At 54.6% G+C, this 15,793-nt stretch carries 15 protein-coding genes; 5 read left to right on the forward strand and 10 right to left on the reverse strand.

The window, feature by feature from the left end:
- Nucleotides 1-10 precede the first annotated feature (10 nt).
- Complete coding sequence (gene thiI / locus ACNY69_RS00630) at nucleotides 11-1,459, forward strand: tRNA uracil 4-sulfurtransferase ThiI (protein ID WP_418797136.1); 1,449 nt, start codon at nucleotides 11-13, stop codon at nucleotides 1,457-1,459.
- A gap of 62 nt (nucleotides 1,460-1,521) precedes the next feature.
- Here the strand turns inward: thiI and yajL are convergent, their stop codons facing one another.
- Complete coding sequence (gene yajL / locus ACNY69_RS00635; protein ID WP_111139996.1) at nucleotides 1,522-2,118, reverse strand: protein deglycase YajL; 597 nt, start codon at nucleotides 2,116-2,118, stop codon at nucleotides 1,522-1,524.
- Complete coding sequence (gene panE, locus ACNY69_RS00640; protein WP_111139995.1) at nucleotides 2,072-2,992, reverse strand: 2-dehydropantoate 2-reductase; 921 nt, start codon at nucleotides 2,990-2,992, stop codon at nucleotides 2,072-2,074. The genes yajL and panE overlap by 47 nt, the downstream gene beginning before the upstream one ends.
- A 134-nt stretch (nucleotides 2,993-3,126) precedes the next feature.
- Here panE and ACNY69_RS00645 point away from each other — a divergent pair, with 134 nt between their 5' ends.
- Entirely contained in the window at nucleotides 3,127-3,618 is a 492-nt protein-coding gene (locus tag ACNY69_RS00645) for a YajQ family cyclic di-GMP-binding protein (protein WP_111142254.1), read from the forward strand.
- Between the two features lie 157 nt (nucleotides 3,619-3,775).
- Here the strand turns inward: ACNY69_RS00645 and ACNY69_RS00650 are convergent, their stop codons facing one another.
- The 8 genes from ACNY69_RS00650 to ACNY69_RS00685 form a co-directional block, all read right to left on the reverse strand.
- The gene (locus tag ACNY69_RS00650; protein WP_111142255.1) at nucleotides 3,776-5,140 is read right to left on the reverse strand and encodes an MFS transporter; all 1,365 of its coding nucleotides are present in this window, start codon (nucleotides 5,138-5,140) and stop codon (nucleotides 3,776-3,778) included.
- Nucleotides 5,141-5,272: 132 nt separating this feature from the next.
- On the reverse strand, nucleotides 5,273-6,160 hold the full coding sequence (gene cyoE, locus ACNY69_RS00655) for a heme o synthase (RefSeq protein ID WP_111142256.1): 888 nt from the start codon (nucleotides 6,158-6,160) through the stop codon (nucleotides 5,273-5,275).
- 13 nt (nucleotides 6,161-6,173) lie between these two features.
- On the reverse strand, nucleotides 6,174-6,503 hold the full coding sequence (locus ACNY69_RS00660; RefSeq protein ID WP_008924889.1) for a cytochrome o ubiquinol oxidase subunit IV: 330 nt from the start codon (nucleotides 6,501-6,503) through the stop codon (nucleotides 6,174-6,176).
- Nucleotides 6,503-7,120 carry a cytochrome o ubiquinol oxidase subunit III gene (locus tag ACNY69_RS00665; protein WP_111140969.1) on the reverse strand — a complete coding sequence of 206 codons (618 nt, stop codon included), beginning with the start codon at nucleotides 7,118-7,120 and terminating at the stop codon, nucleotides 6,503-6,505. Before ACNY69_RS00665 ends, ACNY69_RS00660 begins: the two co-directional genes overlap by 1 nt.
- On the reverse strand, nucleotides 7,120-9,102 hold the full coding sequence (gene cyoB, locus ACNY69_RS00670; RefSeq protein ID WP_111140968.1) for a cytochrome o ubiquinol oxidase subunit I: 1,983 nt from the start codon (nucleotides 9,100-9,102) through the stop codon (nucleotides 7,120-7,122). Before cyoB ends, ACNY69_RS00665 begins: the two co-directional genes overlap by 1 nt.
- Before the next feature lie 4 nt (nucleotides 9,103-9,106).
- Nucleotides 9,107-10,033 (reverse strand): cytochrome o ubiquinol oxidase subunit II, encoded by a 927-nt coding sequence (cyoA, locus tag ACNY69_RS00675; protein WP_111140967.1) that lies wholly within the window; start codon nucleotides 10,031-10,033, stop codon nucleotides 9,107-9,109.
- 445 nt (nucleotides 10,034-10,478) lie between these two features.
- Nucleotides 10,479-11,969 (reverse strand): muropeptide MFS transporter AmpG, encoded by a 1,491-nt coding sequence (gene ampG / locus ACNY69_RS00680; RefSeq protein ID WP_418797137.1) that lies wholly within the window; start codon nucleotides 11,967-11,969, stop codon nucleotides 10,479-10,481.
- A 57-nt stretch (nucleotides 11,970-12,026) separates the two neighbouring features.
- Nucleotides 12,027-12,605, reverse strand: a complete 579-nt coding sequence (locus ACNY69_RS00685) for a lipoprotein (RefSeq protein ID WP_111140965.1) — start codon at nucleotides 12,603-12,605, stop codon at nucleotides 12,027-12,029.
- A 284-nt stretch (nucleotides 12,606-12,889) separates the two neighbouring features.
- Between ACNY69_RS00685 and bolA the strand changes: the two genes are divergently transcribed.
- The 3 genes from bolA to clpP all read left to right on the forward strand — a co-directional run bounded on the left by bolA (nucleotide 12,890) and on the right by clpP (nucleotide 15,761).
- Entirely contained in the window at nucleotides 12,890-13,204 is a 315-nt protein-coding gene (gene bolA, locus ACNY69_RS00690) for a transcriptional regulator BolA (RefSeq protein WP_008924895.1), read from the forward strand.
- A 293-nt stretch (nucleotides 13,205-13,497) separates the two neighbouring features.
- Nucleotides 13,498-14,802, forward strand: coding sequence for a trigger factor (tig, locus tag ACNY69_RS00695; RefSeq protein ID WP_111140964.1), 1,305 nt, complete (start codon nucleotides 13,498-13,500; stop codon nucleotides 14,800-14,802).
- A 335-nt stretch (nucleotides 14,803-15,137) separates the two neighbouring features.
- Nucleotides 15,138-15,761, forward strand: a complete 624-nt coding sequence (clpP, locus tag ACNY69_RS00700) for an ATP-dependent Clp endopeptidase proteolytic subunit ClpP (RefSeq protein WP_111140963.1) — start codon at nucleotides 15,138-15,140, stop codon at nucleotides 15,759-15,761.
- Nucleotides 15,762-15,793: the final 32 nt, after the last annotated feature.

Raw genomic sequence — 15,793 nt, forward strand, 5'->3', positions numbered from 1 at the left:
CTGTGTCGCCATGAAGTTTATCATCAAGTTATTTCCTGAAATCACCATCAAGAGTCAGTCGGTGCGTTTGCGCTTTATCAAGATTCTTGCCAGCAATATCCGTAACGTCCTGAAAACCGTGAGCGACGACATCGCCGTTGTGCGTTTCTGGGATCACATTGAAGTGCGGTCAAAAAATCCGGCGCTGCGGGACATTATTCCCGATGAGCTGACGCGCATTCCAGGGATCCATCACGTTTTAGCGGTCGAAGATCGTGAGTACACCGATGTCCATCACATCTTTGAACAGACGCTGGCGCAGTATCGCGACAGTCTCGAAGGAAAGAGCTTCTGCGTACGTGTAAAACGCCGTGGTAAGCATAGCTTCAGTTCGCAGGATGTGGAGCGTTATGTCGGCGGCGGTCTGAATCAGCACATTGAAAGCGCCCGCGTGCAGTTGAAAAACCCGGAAGTCACGGTTCATCTTGAGGTGGAAGAGAACCGACTGACGCTGGTGACCGCGCGCTACGAAGGCCTGGGCGGTTTCCCGATCGGGACGCAGGAAGATGTGCTGTCGCTGATTTCCGGGGGGTTTGACTCCGGCGTCTCCAGCTATATGCTGCTGCGTCGTGGCAGCCGCGTGCACTACTGCTTCTTTAATCTTGGCGGCGCGGCGCATGAGATCGGCGTCCGTCAGGTGGCACATTATCTGTGGAACCGTTTTGGCCGTTCACACCGCGTACGCTTTGTGGCCATCAATTTCGAGCCGGTGGTGGGCGAAATTCTGGAAAAAGTGGATGACGGGCAGATGGGCGTGGTGCTGAAGCGCATGATGGTGCGTGCCGCCTCGACGATTGCGGAGCGTTACGGCGTGCAGGCGCTGGTTACCGGTGAAGCGGTCGGCCAGGTGTCGAGCCAGACGCTGACCAATCTGCGTCTGATTGATAATGCGTCCGATACGCTGATTCTGCGTCCCCTGATTTCGCATGATAAAGAACACATCATCAAAGTTGCCCGCGAGATCGGCACCGAAGATTTTGCCAGCACCATGCCGGAATATTGTGGCGTGATCTCAAAAAGCCCGACGGTGAAAGCGGTGAAGGCGAAGATTGAAGCTGAAGAGCAGAACTTCGACTTCTCCATTCTGGATCGGGTCGTGGAGGAGGCGACGAACGTCGATATCCGTACCATCGCCGAGCAGACCGAAGAGGAAGTGGTGGAAGTGGAAACTGTCGCCCTGCTGAGTGAAAACGATGTGGTGCTGGATATCCGCGCCATCGACGAGCAGGAAGAGAATCCGCTGGAGCTGAACGCCACGGAGGTGAAGTCGCTGCCGTTCTACAAACTCAGCACGCAGTTTGGCAATCTCGATCAGAACCGCACCTGGCTGCTCTATTGCGATCGCGGGGTGATGAGCCGTCTTCAGGCGCTCTACCTGCATGAGCAGGGCTTTAAGAACGTGAAAGTCTACCGGCCTTAGGGCTGTGCGTATTGCCGGTCACGCCTGCTCAGGGCTGACCGGCTTCACTGAAATACCCTGTTTTAAGCCTGATAGTCGTAAATGCCGGGGGCCAGCACCAGCTGTGCCGCAACCTCGCGCGCCCGCTCTTTTCCCACCAGCAGATCGATCAGCTTCAGCGCAAAATCCATCGCCGTGCCCGGTCCCTGGCTGGTCAGCAGATTGACGCGCGGATCCCAGACGACACGCCGCTCCATCCATTTCTCCGCCGGGATCGTCTCTTTTAAGCCGGGAAAACCGGTCATGTTGCCGATCGGGAACAGTTCGTGCGGGATTAATACCGTGCCCGCCGCGGCGCAGATCGCGGCAACGATTTTCTCATTCAGGTGAAACTGACGCACCGTTTCGACCAGCAGCGGGCTGTCGCGAAAGGTTTCTGCCCCTTTGAGACCGCCCGGCAGGACAATCGCGGCGAAATCGTTGTCGGCGACTTCGACCAGCGTGACGTCAGCCAGCAGACGCACACCGCGCGAGCAGACGATCTCCCGGCTGCCATCGCTTTCGACGCTGGCAGTGACGACCCTGAGTCCGGCCCGGACCAGCAGGTCGATGGTGGTGACGGCTTCGGTTTCTTCACTGCCATGTGCCAGGCAGACCAGCACCGATGCGTTCGCGCTCATAATGAGACTCCTTGCGTTTAATCATGTCATACAGACGGCTATTCTCCGTCAGCACCAGGCCGTGCGTCCGGGCGCGGCGCAGCAGAAAACCACTGATATAGTCGATTTCGGTGAGCCGCTGGGCGCGCACGTCCTGCAGCATCGAAGAGGTGTTGGCCGCGGTGCTTTCAATTACGTCGAAGATAATGTCCTGCAGACTTTCGCTGGCGATACTCTGACCTTCACGCTCCATCACCCAGCTGATCTCTTCGCAGAGTTGCGCGATCTGCGCCGGATAAGCGCGCAGGGCACCGTTCTGGCACTCATACTCCACGCTCAGCGGGTTAATGATGCAGTTGACGGCCAGCTTACGCCAGCAGGCCGCCCGGATGTTATCATGCCAGGCCACATCGGGCAGGGCAGGGTGCAGGATATCGGCCAGATCGCTGTAAGCGGCACTCTTGCGGTTGCCGGGGCCGATGTGGGTGATGCCACTGGCAATATGTTTGATGACGGTACCATCGCGCATGGCGGCATGGGTCGTCACGCCGCGCAGCAGCGGCTGCGTCAGCCCTTTCAGCTCCTCCAGCGTGCCCATGCCGTTGTGCAGCAGCAGCACCGGGCAGTTTTCCGGCAGGACGCTTTCCAGATTTTTGACGGCGGGCGAAACCTGCGGCGCTTTAAGCGTGACCAGCAGGAGCTGGCTCTCCGCCAGAAACAGCGGATCGTTGGCGATAAACGTGCGATTCGAGATCGTGCCCTGAGGATCGATCACGTTCGCCGAGCAATAGGGCTGCGGCACCCGCAACCATCCCTGCACATCGTGTCCCTGGCGGGCAAGCGCGGTCAGCCAGACCTGACCCAGAGCGCCGCAACCTAACACGGTAATTTTCATACTGCCTCCCGCTGGCGGGCTATCCATCTGTTATTTGCTGTCACACCTTATTATAGCGTTGTGTGCAGCCTGATTTTATTTAGCACCCTAAGACGCGTATTATGCATGTCACTTTAGCGTCAGGAGAAGAAGAGATGCCATCTTTCGATATCGTTTCAGAAGTCGATCTGCAGGAAATTCGCAATGCGGTGGAGAATGCCAACCGTGAAGTGTCAACCCGCTTCGATTTCCGCAACGTGAGCGCCGAGTTTGAGCTCAACGAAAAGAATGAAACCATTAAAATCACCAGCGAGTCCGACTTTCAGGTTAAGCAGCTGGTCGATATTCTGCGTGAGAAACTGCTGAAGCGCGGAATTGAAGGCGGTGCCTTAGAGGTGCCGGAAGAGATTGAGCACAGCGGTAAGAGCTGGACGGTCGAGGCGAAACTGAAAAAAGGCATTGAAAGCGACGTCGCGAAGAAACTGGTGAAGCTGATCAAAGACAGCAAGCTGAAAGTGCAGACGCAGATTCAGGGCGAAGCGCTGCGTGTGACCGGTAAAGCGCGTGATGATCTGCAGAGTGCGATGGCGATCGTGCGCGGCAGCAATCTGGGGCAGCCGTTCCAGTTTAAAAACTTCCGCGACTAAGCGGGAGAGGCTGAGTTTATTCAGCGCGAAGGCAGTTCAGTGATGAAACCCGGCTCAGGCCGGGTTTTTGATTGACGGGCGGACATCGTCAGGAGGAGGGCGTTTGCATCAGGGAGCCTCTGCCTTTCGCAAAGGGCCGCCATCGCCACAACACCGGTCAGCAACTGCCCAGCAGCGCCTCCAGTTCAGGGCGGCTGGTGACTTTACTGTCGATTTTGATGTAGGCGCTTTTCTCTTCCGGCACGATAAACACGGCGTTCACTCCAGGCTGCGCCTTCAGACGCTGTTCCAGATTCGGCACGGCCAGTGCCGCATCGCTCAGCACGATGCGCAGGCTGCTGACATAAGGCGGCTCCTGCATCGTCATGCTGACAAACAGCCAGGCCACCGCCACGATCGCGCCAGCCAGGAAGACGGTCTGCGCATCGAAATGTCCAAACACCCAGCCGCCCATGCTGCCGCCTACCGCCACGCCCAGGAACTGGCTGGTGGAGTAGATCCCCATTGCTGTGCCTTTATAACCTGCAGGTGACTCTTTACTGATCAGCGAAGGCAGGATCGCCTCCATCAGGTTAAAGGCGAAGAAGAAGAGCTGAACGCCCAGCACTAAAGTCCAGAAATGGCCTTCCGCGCCCCACAGCACGATCTCGGCGATAACAATCATCCCGACGCAGCCGACAAAGACGCGCTTCATGCGACGCTTCACTTCGGCATAGATGATGAACGGCACCACGCCCGCAAAGGCGATCAGCATCGTGGTGAGATAGACCTTCCAGTGCTCGGGCGCCGGGAAGCCCGCCTGCTCAAACTGACCCGGCAGGGCCACAAAGCTCGACATCAGCAGAACGTGCAGGCAGAAAATCCCGACGTTCAGCTTCACCAGACGTGGATTGGCCAGCACTTTGCGGAAGCTGCCTTTAACCATGCCGGACTCGCGGTTCAGAACATGATGAGAAGCGGAGGGCACCACCAGCAGCGTGATCACGATACCCAGCGAGGCCAGAATCGCAATCATCCAGAACAGCGCATGCAGTCCCAGCGCGTGCGTCACCACCGGTCCGACGACCATCGCAATCGCAAACGTGATGCCAAAACTGATACCGATAAACGCCATCGCCTTGGTGCGATTCTGCTCACGGGTTAAATCGGAGAGAAGGGCCATCACGGCCGCAGCAATCGCGCCTGAGCCCTGGAGCGCACGACCCAGAATGATGCCCCAGATAGAGTCGGTGCAGGCAGCGATCACGCTGCCCAGTACAAACAGCAACAGCCCGCCGACGATCAGCGGCTTACGCCCGATGCGATCGGAGAGCAGACCAAAAGGGATCTGAAATATTGCCTGGGCGAGGCCATAGATGCCAATTGCCAGGCCGATCAAGGTTTCACTTGCACCCTGTAATGCCATGCCATAAGTGGTCAGTACCGGCAGGACCATAAACATTCCCAGCATCCGCAGGGAAAAGACCGTACCGAGGCCCCATGTGGCACGCAGCTCCACCGGAGTCATTTTATTATCGTTCATTCCAACCTCTGTTAATGTGCTGCATTTATTCTAGGGGGCGGGGCAGGGCGGGTAAAACAATAGTTTTTAAGCAGTGGTAACAAAAAGAAAGGGCGCGAAAATCGCGCCCTTTTCATGCCATTTCGTTGCTGATTACCAGACGTAAGTCAGCAGGTCCTTCGACACCGGTGCCATCGAATCGACCGACATCATCACGCTCAGCGCGGTGATGGTGACGATAGAGAAGACAAACAGTTTACGCGCCCAGACACGGTCATCCGCCGTTTTGTAACCCGACAGGGCCATGCCCAGCCACCAGACGCTGACCGCAGCGGCCACCACCAGATATTTGTAGCCCGCGTAACCCCCCAGCGTCAGCATCAGCGTGGCAATCATAAACGCCAGAATGTAGAGCGTAATATGATTTTTAGCCACCGAGATGCCTTTCACCACCGGCAGAACCGGGATGTTCGCTGCCTGGTAATCTTTAAAGCGGAAGATGGCAATCGCGTACGAATGCGGCATCTGCCACAGGCTGAAGATCGCCAGCAGGATTAACGCGCCCGCATCAAACTGGTTGGAGACGGCGCAGTAGCCGATAACCGGCGGCGCAGCACCCGACAGACTGCCAATCAGCGTGCCGTAAACGGAGTGACGCTTCATGTAGAGGCTGTAAATGCCCACGTAAACCACGAAGCCCATCACCGCCAGCCACATGGCCAGCGGATTAGCACCGAAGTAGAGCAACGCAAAGCCAGCAATACCCAACACAGTGGCGTAAACCAGGCTTACTTTCGCGGAGATAAGGCCTTTTACCAGCACCCGATTCCTGGTTCTCTCCATCTTGATGTCGATGTCGCGGTCGATCACGTTGTTGAAAACACAACCGGATGCAACCACCAGTGACACGCCCACCAGGGTGATGAGAAACAGGGCGTAATCCGTGTTGCCTTTGGAGGCCAACAGGAATCCGCCGATCACAGAAATTAAATTCCCGAAAATAATTCCTGGTTTTGTAACTTGCAGGTATTGCTTAAACATTACGTGTGACTCTTTAGTGAGGCATCATGTTGTAGTTGAGGTTCCACATGATCCACAGTGAGCCTACTACGACAATCAGGATGATGATGGCCGAGAAGACAATGGCTACCATGTTCCAGCCACCCTCAGATTTGCTGTCTAAGTGCAGGAAGTAGACCAGGTGCACCAGCACCTGAATCACTGCACACACCAGGACAACACCAAGGATCGTACCGTGAGATGCACTGCCATCCATTACCATCCAGAACGGGATCGCCGTCAGGATGATAGAGAGGATGAAGCCGATCATGTAGGACTTCACGCTACCGTGTGAAGCGCCATGTTCGTTAACAGAATGACTCATTACATGGCTCCCATCAGGTAAACAACGGTGAAGACGCAAATCCAGACCACGTCCAGGAAGTGCCAGAACAGGCTCAGGCACATGATACGGGTGCGGTTAGTCGCGTTCAGGCCACGTCTGGAAATCTGGAACATCAGTACCAGCATCCAGATCAGACCGGAGGTCACGTGCAGACCGTGGGTACCGACCAGCGTAAAGAAGCCAGACAGGAAGCCGCTGCGATCCGGGCCAAAGCCTTCGGCAATCAGGTGATGGAATTCATAGATTTCCATCCCGATAAAGCCCAGACCGAACAGGAAGGTCAGCGCCAGCCAGCCGATAACGGCCCCTTTTTGCTCCTTGTTCATGGAGATAACAGCCATGCCGTAAGTGATCGAACTCAGCAGCAGCAGGGCGGTTTCTACCAGAACAAATGGCAGCTCAAAGATATCTTTACCTGCCGGGCCACCGGCAGTGTTGTTGACCATGACAGCATAGGTCGCAAACAGGGTTGCGAAGATAATGCAGTCACTCATCAGGTAGATCCAGAAGCCAAAGACTTTATTGGCTCCTGCATCGTGATGCCCATGCTCCGCATGGGCGTCGTGGTGATGTTTAATCAGAGTTTCAGTTGACATTATTTCAGACCTGCTTTGCTGATTTCGTCAAAGTGCTGGTTTTCAATCTTCTGAACTTCAGCAACCGGAACGTAGTAATCCACGTCTTCGTCGAAGCTTTTCACGATCCAGGTAACGATCATGCCGAGGAATGAAAGACCCGCCATCCACCAGATATGCCAGATCAGCGCGAAACCCATTACCGTTGCGAATGCGCAGATGATGATGGCAGCACCGCTGTTTTTCGGCATATGAATCTCTTCATACGATGCCGGCTGTTTGTACGCTTCGCCTTTCTCTTTCATTTCCCAGAAAGCGTCACGCTCGTGCACATGTGGGATAACAGCAAAGTTATAGAACGGTGGTGGTGAAGAGGTTGCCCACTCCAGCGTACGACCGCCCCACGGGTCACCGGTCAGGTCACGGTTCTGATGACGATCACGTACCGAGACATAGAACATGGTCAGCTGACACAGGATACCCAGTGCAATCAGACCTGCACCGACCGCAGCAACCACCAGCAGAGGATGGAACTGTGGATCGATGTTCTGGCTCAGACGACGGGTCATACCCATGAAGCCCAGTGCGTACAGCGGCATAAAGGCCACGAAGAAGCCGATGATCCAGAACCAGAATGCGCGCTTGCCCCAGGTTTCATTCAGGGTAAAGCCGAACGCTTTCGGGAACCAGTAGGTCACACCCGCCATACAACCGAACACCACACCACCGATAATCACGTTATGGAAGTGCGCAATCAGGAACAGGCTGTTGTGCAGAATAAAGTCAGCACCCGGAACGGCCAGCAGAACACCGGTCATACCCCCGACAGAGAAGGTTACCAGGAAGCCAACGGTCCACAGCATGGCAGAGTGCATCTGGATGCGGCCCTGGTACATGGTGAACAGCCAGTTAAAGATTTTAACCCCGGTCGGAATCGCGATGATCATCGTCATGATACCGAAGAAGGCGTTAACGTTGGCACCCGCACCCATGGTGAAGAAGTGGTGCAGCCAGACGATGAACGACAGAACGGTGATGGCGATGGTCGCCCAGACCAGAGAGGTATAACCAAACAGACGTTTTTTGGAGAAGGTCGCAGTAATTTCTGCGAACACACCAAACACCGGCAGTACCAGGATATACACTTCCGGATGGCCCCAGACCCAGATCAGGTTGACGTACATCATCATGTTCCCGCCCATTTCATTGGTGAAGAAATGGAAGCCGAGATAACGATCGAGCGTCAGCAGCGCCAGGGTCACGGTCAGAACCGGGAACGCAGCGATGATCAGGACGTTGGTGCACAGCGCGGTCCAGGTGAAGACCGGCATTTTGAACAGGCTCATGCCTGGCGCACGCATCTTCAGGATGGTCACGAAGAAGTTAATACCGGTTAAGGTCGTACCAATACCTGAAAGCTGAAGGCTCCAGATCCAGTAGTCGACCCCGACCCCGGGACTGTACTCCGCGCCGGAAAGCGGCGGATACGCCAGCCAGCCGGTCTGTGCGAACTCGCCCACACCCAGAGAAATGTTAACCAGGATCACACCGACCGCAGTAAACCAGAAGCTCAGGTTGTTCAGGAACGGGAACGCAACGTCGCGTGCACCAATCTGCAACGGAACGGCGATGTTCATCAGGCCAACCACAAAAGGCATCGCTACGAAGAAGATCATAATCACGCCGTGCGCGGTAAAGATCTGGTCGTAGTGGTGCGGTGGCAGAATGCCCGCTTCACCGGCCGAAGCCATAACCTGTTGGGTACGCATCATGATGGCATCAGCGAAACCACGCAGCAGCATGACGAACGCCATGATGACATACATGATACCCAGGCGTTTGTGGTCGACTGACGTCAGCCATTCAGACCACAGATATTTCCACTTACCAAAATAGGTGAGCGCAGCGACCAGCGCCAGACCACCTAAGATGATAGCGGCGACCGTAACCATGATAATCGGCTCATGGTACGGCACTGCATCCAGTGTTAATTTTCCGAACATCGTATTATTCCTCGGCTCCCGCGGAAGCGGTGTGACTCATGTCCATACCTTCATGCTGTGGCATGTCCATTTTCCCGTGGCTCATCTTGAACTTGTCGATGACTTGCATGAACAGTTTCGGATCAGCTGAAGAGAAATATTCCACCGGGTGATTTTCGCTTGGCACAGCCACTTTCTCGAAATCATCCATCGTGGTCAGCGTGTTAGGGGCTGCTTTAACTTTAGCCACCCACTGCTGGAATTCCGCATCGTCTTTGGTTGCAATGGCTTTGAACTTCATGCCAGAGAAACCACGACCACTGAAGTTCGCAGAGATACCGTCGAAAGTTCCCGGCTCATTCGCAATCAGATGCAGCTTGGTCTGCATACCGGCCATCGCATAGATCTGGCTGCCGAGCGTTGGGATGAAGAAAGAGTTCATGACGGAGTTAGAGGTGATTTTGAAGTTCACCGGAGTATTTGCCGGGAAGGCAATCTGGTTCACGGTCGCAATACCCTGTTCCGGGTAAATGAACAACCATTTCCAGTCCAGTGCAACCACATCGATCTCAACCGGCTTCACATCAGATTGCAGCGGTTTGCTGGGCTCCAGTGCATGGGTCGATTTCCAGGTCAGCACGCTGAGGAAGAGAATGATCAGGATCGGAATGGTCCAGACCACGGCTTCCACTTTGTTAGAGTGTGACCAGTTAGGGCTGTACTTCGCATTCGTGTTGGACGCCCGATACTTCCAGGCAAACACCACGGCCATCAGGACTGCGGGAATCACGACGATCAACATCAGGCCAAAGGCAGTCAGTATCAGCGAACGTTGCTCCAGTGCAATCTGTCCTTTGGGATTTAACAATGCACTATCGCAGCCACTCATTAATAAAGTGCCTGCAATTAATGACAAAATCCCCAAACTTTTATTGTATTTACTGAGTCTCATTTAACGACCTCAATGACAAAGGGCTCTATTGTCGTTTAAGTGTGCGCGCATTTTACGGGAAGGTTTATGCAGTGTAAACCAGCTTAAGGATGTGTCAGATACGTGTTGACACCTTTTGCTAAGGGTGTCACAGATGTTGCGTCAGGTGACAAATAATTAACGCAGACAAGCAGTTGGCACCAATATAACAAAAACCAATGGAAGCCACCGCGAAAAAATCAGGGAAAGGAATAACCCTTACTTTTAACTCCCAAATATTTAACAAGTCTGCATCATTTATGTGATGAAATTTAACTAAAGTAATTGCTCACCGGTTTTTAGTATTCAGTCTGCGTCTCCTCAGGCCATATTGTTATTTTTTGAAAATAACACGCGATGATAAATGACCGGGGCTTATTCGGCTGCTAAAAAAATAAGCCACGGTCCGTCAACCTATCGATTTCGCTTAAGCGTCAGATGCAGGGGGCGCAGGCGTTTTTTTCAGCGCCCGGTAGTCCAGCAACACGCCAGCCAGCACCGCCAGCAGGGCGATCGTCATGCCCAGCTCAAACAGACGAGCAAGCCACGACGACAGCGCCGTCCAGCCCAGCGCATCCATTGCCAGCGCCACCAGCCAGAGCGCCAGGATGCCGCACCCGGCTGCAAACAGACGATTCGTCCAGCGATAGCCATGAGGATAGTAGCTGCGCGTCAGGAATTTGCCACTCCGCTCCACCTGATTCAGTGTCTGACGACAAAACAGCAGCAGCAGCAGACCCGGCAGACCGGCCACCACCGTGAAGGCATAAAAGGCCGGCCAGCCCCACAGCTCCACCAGCCAGCCTGCCGCCGGGCCGACATAGACCCTGCCGACCGCCGAGAGCGCCGAGAGCAGCGCAAACTGGGTCGCCGAAAATGATTTGTTACACAGCGTCATCAGCAGGGCGACAAAGGCCGCGGTGCCCATTCCGCCACAGAGGTTTTCAACAAAGACCGCGCTGGCCATACTCCATAGCTGTTTGTCGGTCACCGCCAGCAGCCAGTAGCCAAAGTTCGACACCGCCTGCAGCACGCCAAAAATCAGCAGCGCACGGAACAGGCTCAGGCGCTGCATCAGCACCCCGCCGTACAGGGCGCCGATAATCGTCGCCAGCAGGCCCAGGGTCTTGTTGACCAGGCCGACGTCACCGGCGTTGAAGCCGACGCCGCGGATCAGAAAGGTTGTGGTCAGCGAGGCGGCAAAGGCATCGCCCAGCTTGTAGAGAATGATCAGGGTGATCAGCAGCCACGCATTGTTGCGCTGGAAGAAATCCTTCAGCGGATCGACGACCGCCTGACGCAGCGAGTGGGGCGTGGCAATGCGCGTGTCCGGCTCACTGGCCATCAGCGTAGCGAGAATCCCCGGCACCATCATCAGCGCCATCAGCCAGTAGGTGGCCTGCCAGCCCAGATAACGGTCAGCCAGCCACAGCGCCAGCCCGCCAGAAATCAGCATCGCCAGCCGGTAACCCAGCACGGTGATCGCCGCACCGCTGCCGCGCTCCTCTGGCGGCAGGATGTCCGTTTTCCAGGCGTCGAACACGATATCCTGCGAGGCGGAACAGAAGGCGATCAGCACCGCCAGTGCGGCCATCAGGGTCAGATCGCGTCCGGGCTGAAGAAAGCCCATGGCGAGGATGCCGCTCACCAGCGTCAGCTGGCTTACCAGTAACCAGCCGCGACGCCGGCCCAGAAACGGCGGCGTGTAACGGTCCATCATCGGTGACCAGAGAAATTTAAAGACATAAGCCTGGCCGACCAGTGAAAAGAACCCGATGGTTTTCAGATCGACATTATCCACCGTCATCCATGCCTGCAACGTGCCTGAGGTCAGTGCCAGCGGCAGTCCGGAAGCAAAACCGAGGAGTAACAGGACGGCGGCGTTTTTCTGGCGGAAGAGGCGGAGATAGTGATTCATGCGCATCCTGCAGATAACAAAGTGCCCTGCACGAGGCAGGGCAGGAAGGAGAGGAGATTAACGGGCGTTCTGTTTGATGAAGTCGTTGACGCTGGTGTCCTGCGCCATATCGGCGATCACATCGCTCATGGTGGCATTCACGGCATTGGTAATCTTCTGGTTACTGGCGTTGAATGCGCCTTCTACGCTGTAAGTCTGACGGTAATTTTTAACCTGCTTGTTGCCGTTTTTCGCGGTAGCGATGATAGAGATGTCCGCTTTGGTGGTGATGCTGTAGCGCACATTACCCTGTGTCACATCAGCATAAAGGTTGTTAACCACAATCTGCAGGTCGACCGCGCCATCAGGACCGATCATATATCCGCGTGCGGTCATCTGCTTCTCCAGCACTTCCTGCAGCAGGAAACGCAGATCGCGTGATGGGGTTAAGGTGACTAACTGACCGTCACGGTTCACTTTTGCCAGCGCCTGATCTTTACGCTGGTCGGCACCGTTGATGCTGACGGTCACACCCATCAGGCCCGGATCCTGCTGCGGCAGCTCAATTTTAGGCTGAATAGTCAGGGTATTATTGCTGGTTGCACAGCCGGCTAAAACAAACGCAGCCAACAGGGGGAATAACAGTTTTTTCAACATACTTTTTCTCGTTGGTGTCAGGGGTTGGTTTGCAAAAACTGCGGCCATCATAGCATTGCCCGGCAGTGAAAAAAGCCCTGTCGCGGGTGAAATTGTGTCTGAAATCGTTTTAAAAGGCTCCGCCGCGGCCGGGTTTGCGGTTCGTTTCAGCTGGGTTATGATGCGCGCGGTTAACGTGCAGATCACAAATGCAAAATTTACCCTCTGCTGACGGGTAAGCGCACAAAAAGCGACTAAGATTGAATGAGATGGGGCACTGCGCTCGCCATTGAGGAGTAATAGCCATGATCCGCGAACAAATAGAAGAAAAGCTGCGTGTGGCGTTTCAGCCAGCTCATCTGGAAGTGCATGACGAAAGTTACCGTCACAACGTGCCCGCCGGGTCTGAAAGCCACTTTAAAGTGGTGATTGTCAGTGACTGCTTTGCGGGCCAGCGTTTTCTGGCGCGTCACCGCCTTATCTACGGCGAACTGGCGGCGGAATTAGCGGGCAGCGTTCACGCCCTGGCCCTGCATACCTACACGCTCAAAGAGTGGGAAGGATTGCAGGATACAGTACTCGCGTCCCCCAACTGCCGGGGTGCCGGTACGCTCGCCTGATCTCCCTTCTCTGAAACGGCCTGCGGGCCGTTTTTTCATTTAATTAGCGATAAACGCGATCCCTGGCTCAAAAAAGCAGCAAAGTTGCTGAAAAGTGGTGAGTAAGCGTCCTCGACTCATTCCGGTGATGCCGCTATAATGCTGCGTCTATTTTTCCGGAATGTCTTCGGGACGCTTCTGGTAACAGGGATCAGGTTCTCTTCACGGAAGCCGTCCCGGTTGTTAGATACGGCGCATTTCACGATGTGTGGTGTCTGAAGTTGACCGAGCACGTGATTTTTTGAGGTAACAAGATGCAAGTTTCTGTAGAGACCACTCAGGGCCTGGGCCGTCGCATTACGATTACTGTCGCTGCTGACAGCATCGCAAGCGCAGTAAAAAAAGAACTGGTTGACGTTGCCAGGAAAGTTCGCATCGACGGTTTCCGTAAAGGCAAAGTGCCGATGAACATCGTAGAGCAGCGTTACGGCGCTTCTGTTCGTCAGGACGTGCTGGGCGAGCTGATGACGCGCAACTTCGTTGATGCCATCATCAAAGAAAAAATTAATCCGGCTGGCGCACCGAACTACGTGCCAGGCGAATACAAAGAAGGTCAGGATTTCACCTACGCGGTTGAGTTCGAAGTTTATCCGGAAGTTGAGCTGAAAGGCCTGGAAAACATCGAAGTCGAGAAACCACTGGTTGAAGTGACCGATGCTGACGTTGACACCATGCTGGATACCCTGCGCAAGCAGCAGGCCAACTGGATCGAAAGCGACGCGGCTGCAGGCCCGGAAGATCGTGCGACTATCGATTTTAACGGTTCTGTTGACGGCGAAGAGTTCGAAGGCGGTAAAGCTTCTGATTTCGTTCTGGCCATGGGCCAGGGCCGCATGATCCCAGGCTTCGAAGAGGGCATTGTGGGTCACAAAGCGGGCGAAACCTTCACTATCGACGTGAAATTCCCGGACGACTACCACGCAGAAACCCTGAAAGGGAAAGATGCGAAGTTTGAGATCGTATTGAAGAAAGTTGAAACGCGCGAACTGCCAGAACTGACCGAAGAGTTCATCAAACGTTTTGGCGTTGAAGATGGTTCAGTGGCCGGCCTGCGTACCGAAGTGCGTAAAAACATGGATCGCGAGCTGAAAGGCGCTATCCGCAACCGCATCAAGTCTCAGGCCATCGACGGCCTGGTTGCGGCAAACGAAATCGACGTTCCTGCAGCCCTGATTGACAGCGAAATCGACGTTCTGCGTCGTCAGGCTGCACAGCGCTTTGGTGGCAACGAAAAACAGGCGCTGGAACTGCCACGCGAACTGTTTGAAGAGCAGGCTAAACGCCGCGTGGTTGTCGGTCTGCTGCTGGGCGAAGTGATTCGTACCCACGAGCTGAAAGCAGATGACGCGCGCGTGAACACCATGATTGAAGAGATGGCTTCTGCGTATGAAGATCCGCAGGAAGTGATCGAGTTCTACAGCAAGAACAACGAGCTGATGAACAACATGCGCAACGTCGCGCTGGAAGAGCAGGCGGTTGAAGCGGTCCTGGCGAAAGCGAAAGTGACCGAGAAAGAGACCAACTTCCAGGAACTGATGAACCAGACCGCTCAGGCCTGATCACTCAGTTAACCTTCTGTGCTAAGCCCGTGACTGAAAAGTCGCGGGCTTTTTTGTATTCTGCATCCGGGACGCGCTGCGTCACGGCTATTTGTTTAATTTATCGGCAAATTATTCACGCATCGCTTTTTCCGGTTTAGCGAACAGGGAAAAGATTGTTATGCTTGAAACATGTGTGCAGCATCCCCAGATATTGGGAGTATGCAGAAATGAGAGTAAGGCTGACTGATTAACCGTCCTGAAGGTGTCGGAAAAGATGCGGCGTGGAGTTTCCCGCGCGTCTTACGTAGAATCGGTACAGAATGTTGCCAATGAAATTTATCCAGGAGACGGTAATGTCATACAGTGGCGATCGTGAATATACTGCACCGCACAATGCGCTGGTGCCAATGGTGGTTGAACAAACTTCGCGTGGTGAGCGTTCTTACGACATCTACTCCCGTCTGCTGAAAGAGCGCGTCATTTTCCTGACCGGCCAGGTTGAAGATCACATGGCTAATCTGATTGTGGCGCAGATGCTGTTTCTGGAAGCTGAGAATCCGGAAAAAGATATCTATCTCTATATCAACTCACCTGGCGGTGTGATCACGGCCGGTATGTCGATCTACGACACCATGAAATTTATCAAACCGGATGTCAGCACCATCTGTATGGGTCAGGCCTGCTCCATGGGCGCTTTCCTGCTGACGGCGGGCACTAAAGGCAAGCGTTTCTGCCTGCCTAACTCACGCGTCATGATCCATCAGCCGCTGGGCGGCTATCAGGGCCAGGCAACCGACATCGAAATCCATGCGCGCGAAATCCTGAAAGTGAAGCAGCGTATGAATGAGCTGATGGCCGAGCATACCGGTAAAACGCTGGAAGAAATTGAGCGTGATACCGAGCGCGATCGTTTCCTCTCTGCAAATGAAGCGGTAGAGTATGGATTAGTCGATTCGATTCTGACGCATCGTCAATAAGACCCGACCTGCCGTTGTTCCTGGTCTATAGT

Source organism: Pantoea graminicola (assembly GCF_048452665.1).
Lineage (GTDB): Bacteria > Pseudomonadota > Gammaproteobacteria > Enterobacterales > Enterobacteriaceae > Pantoea.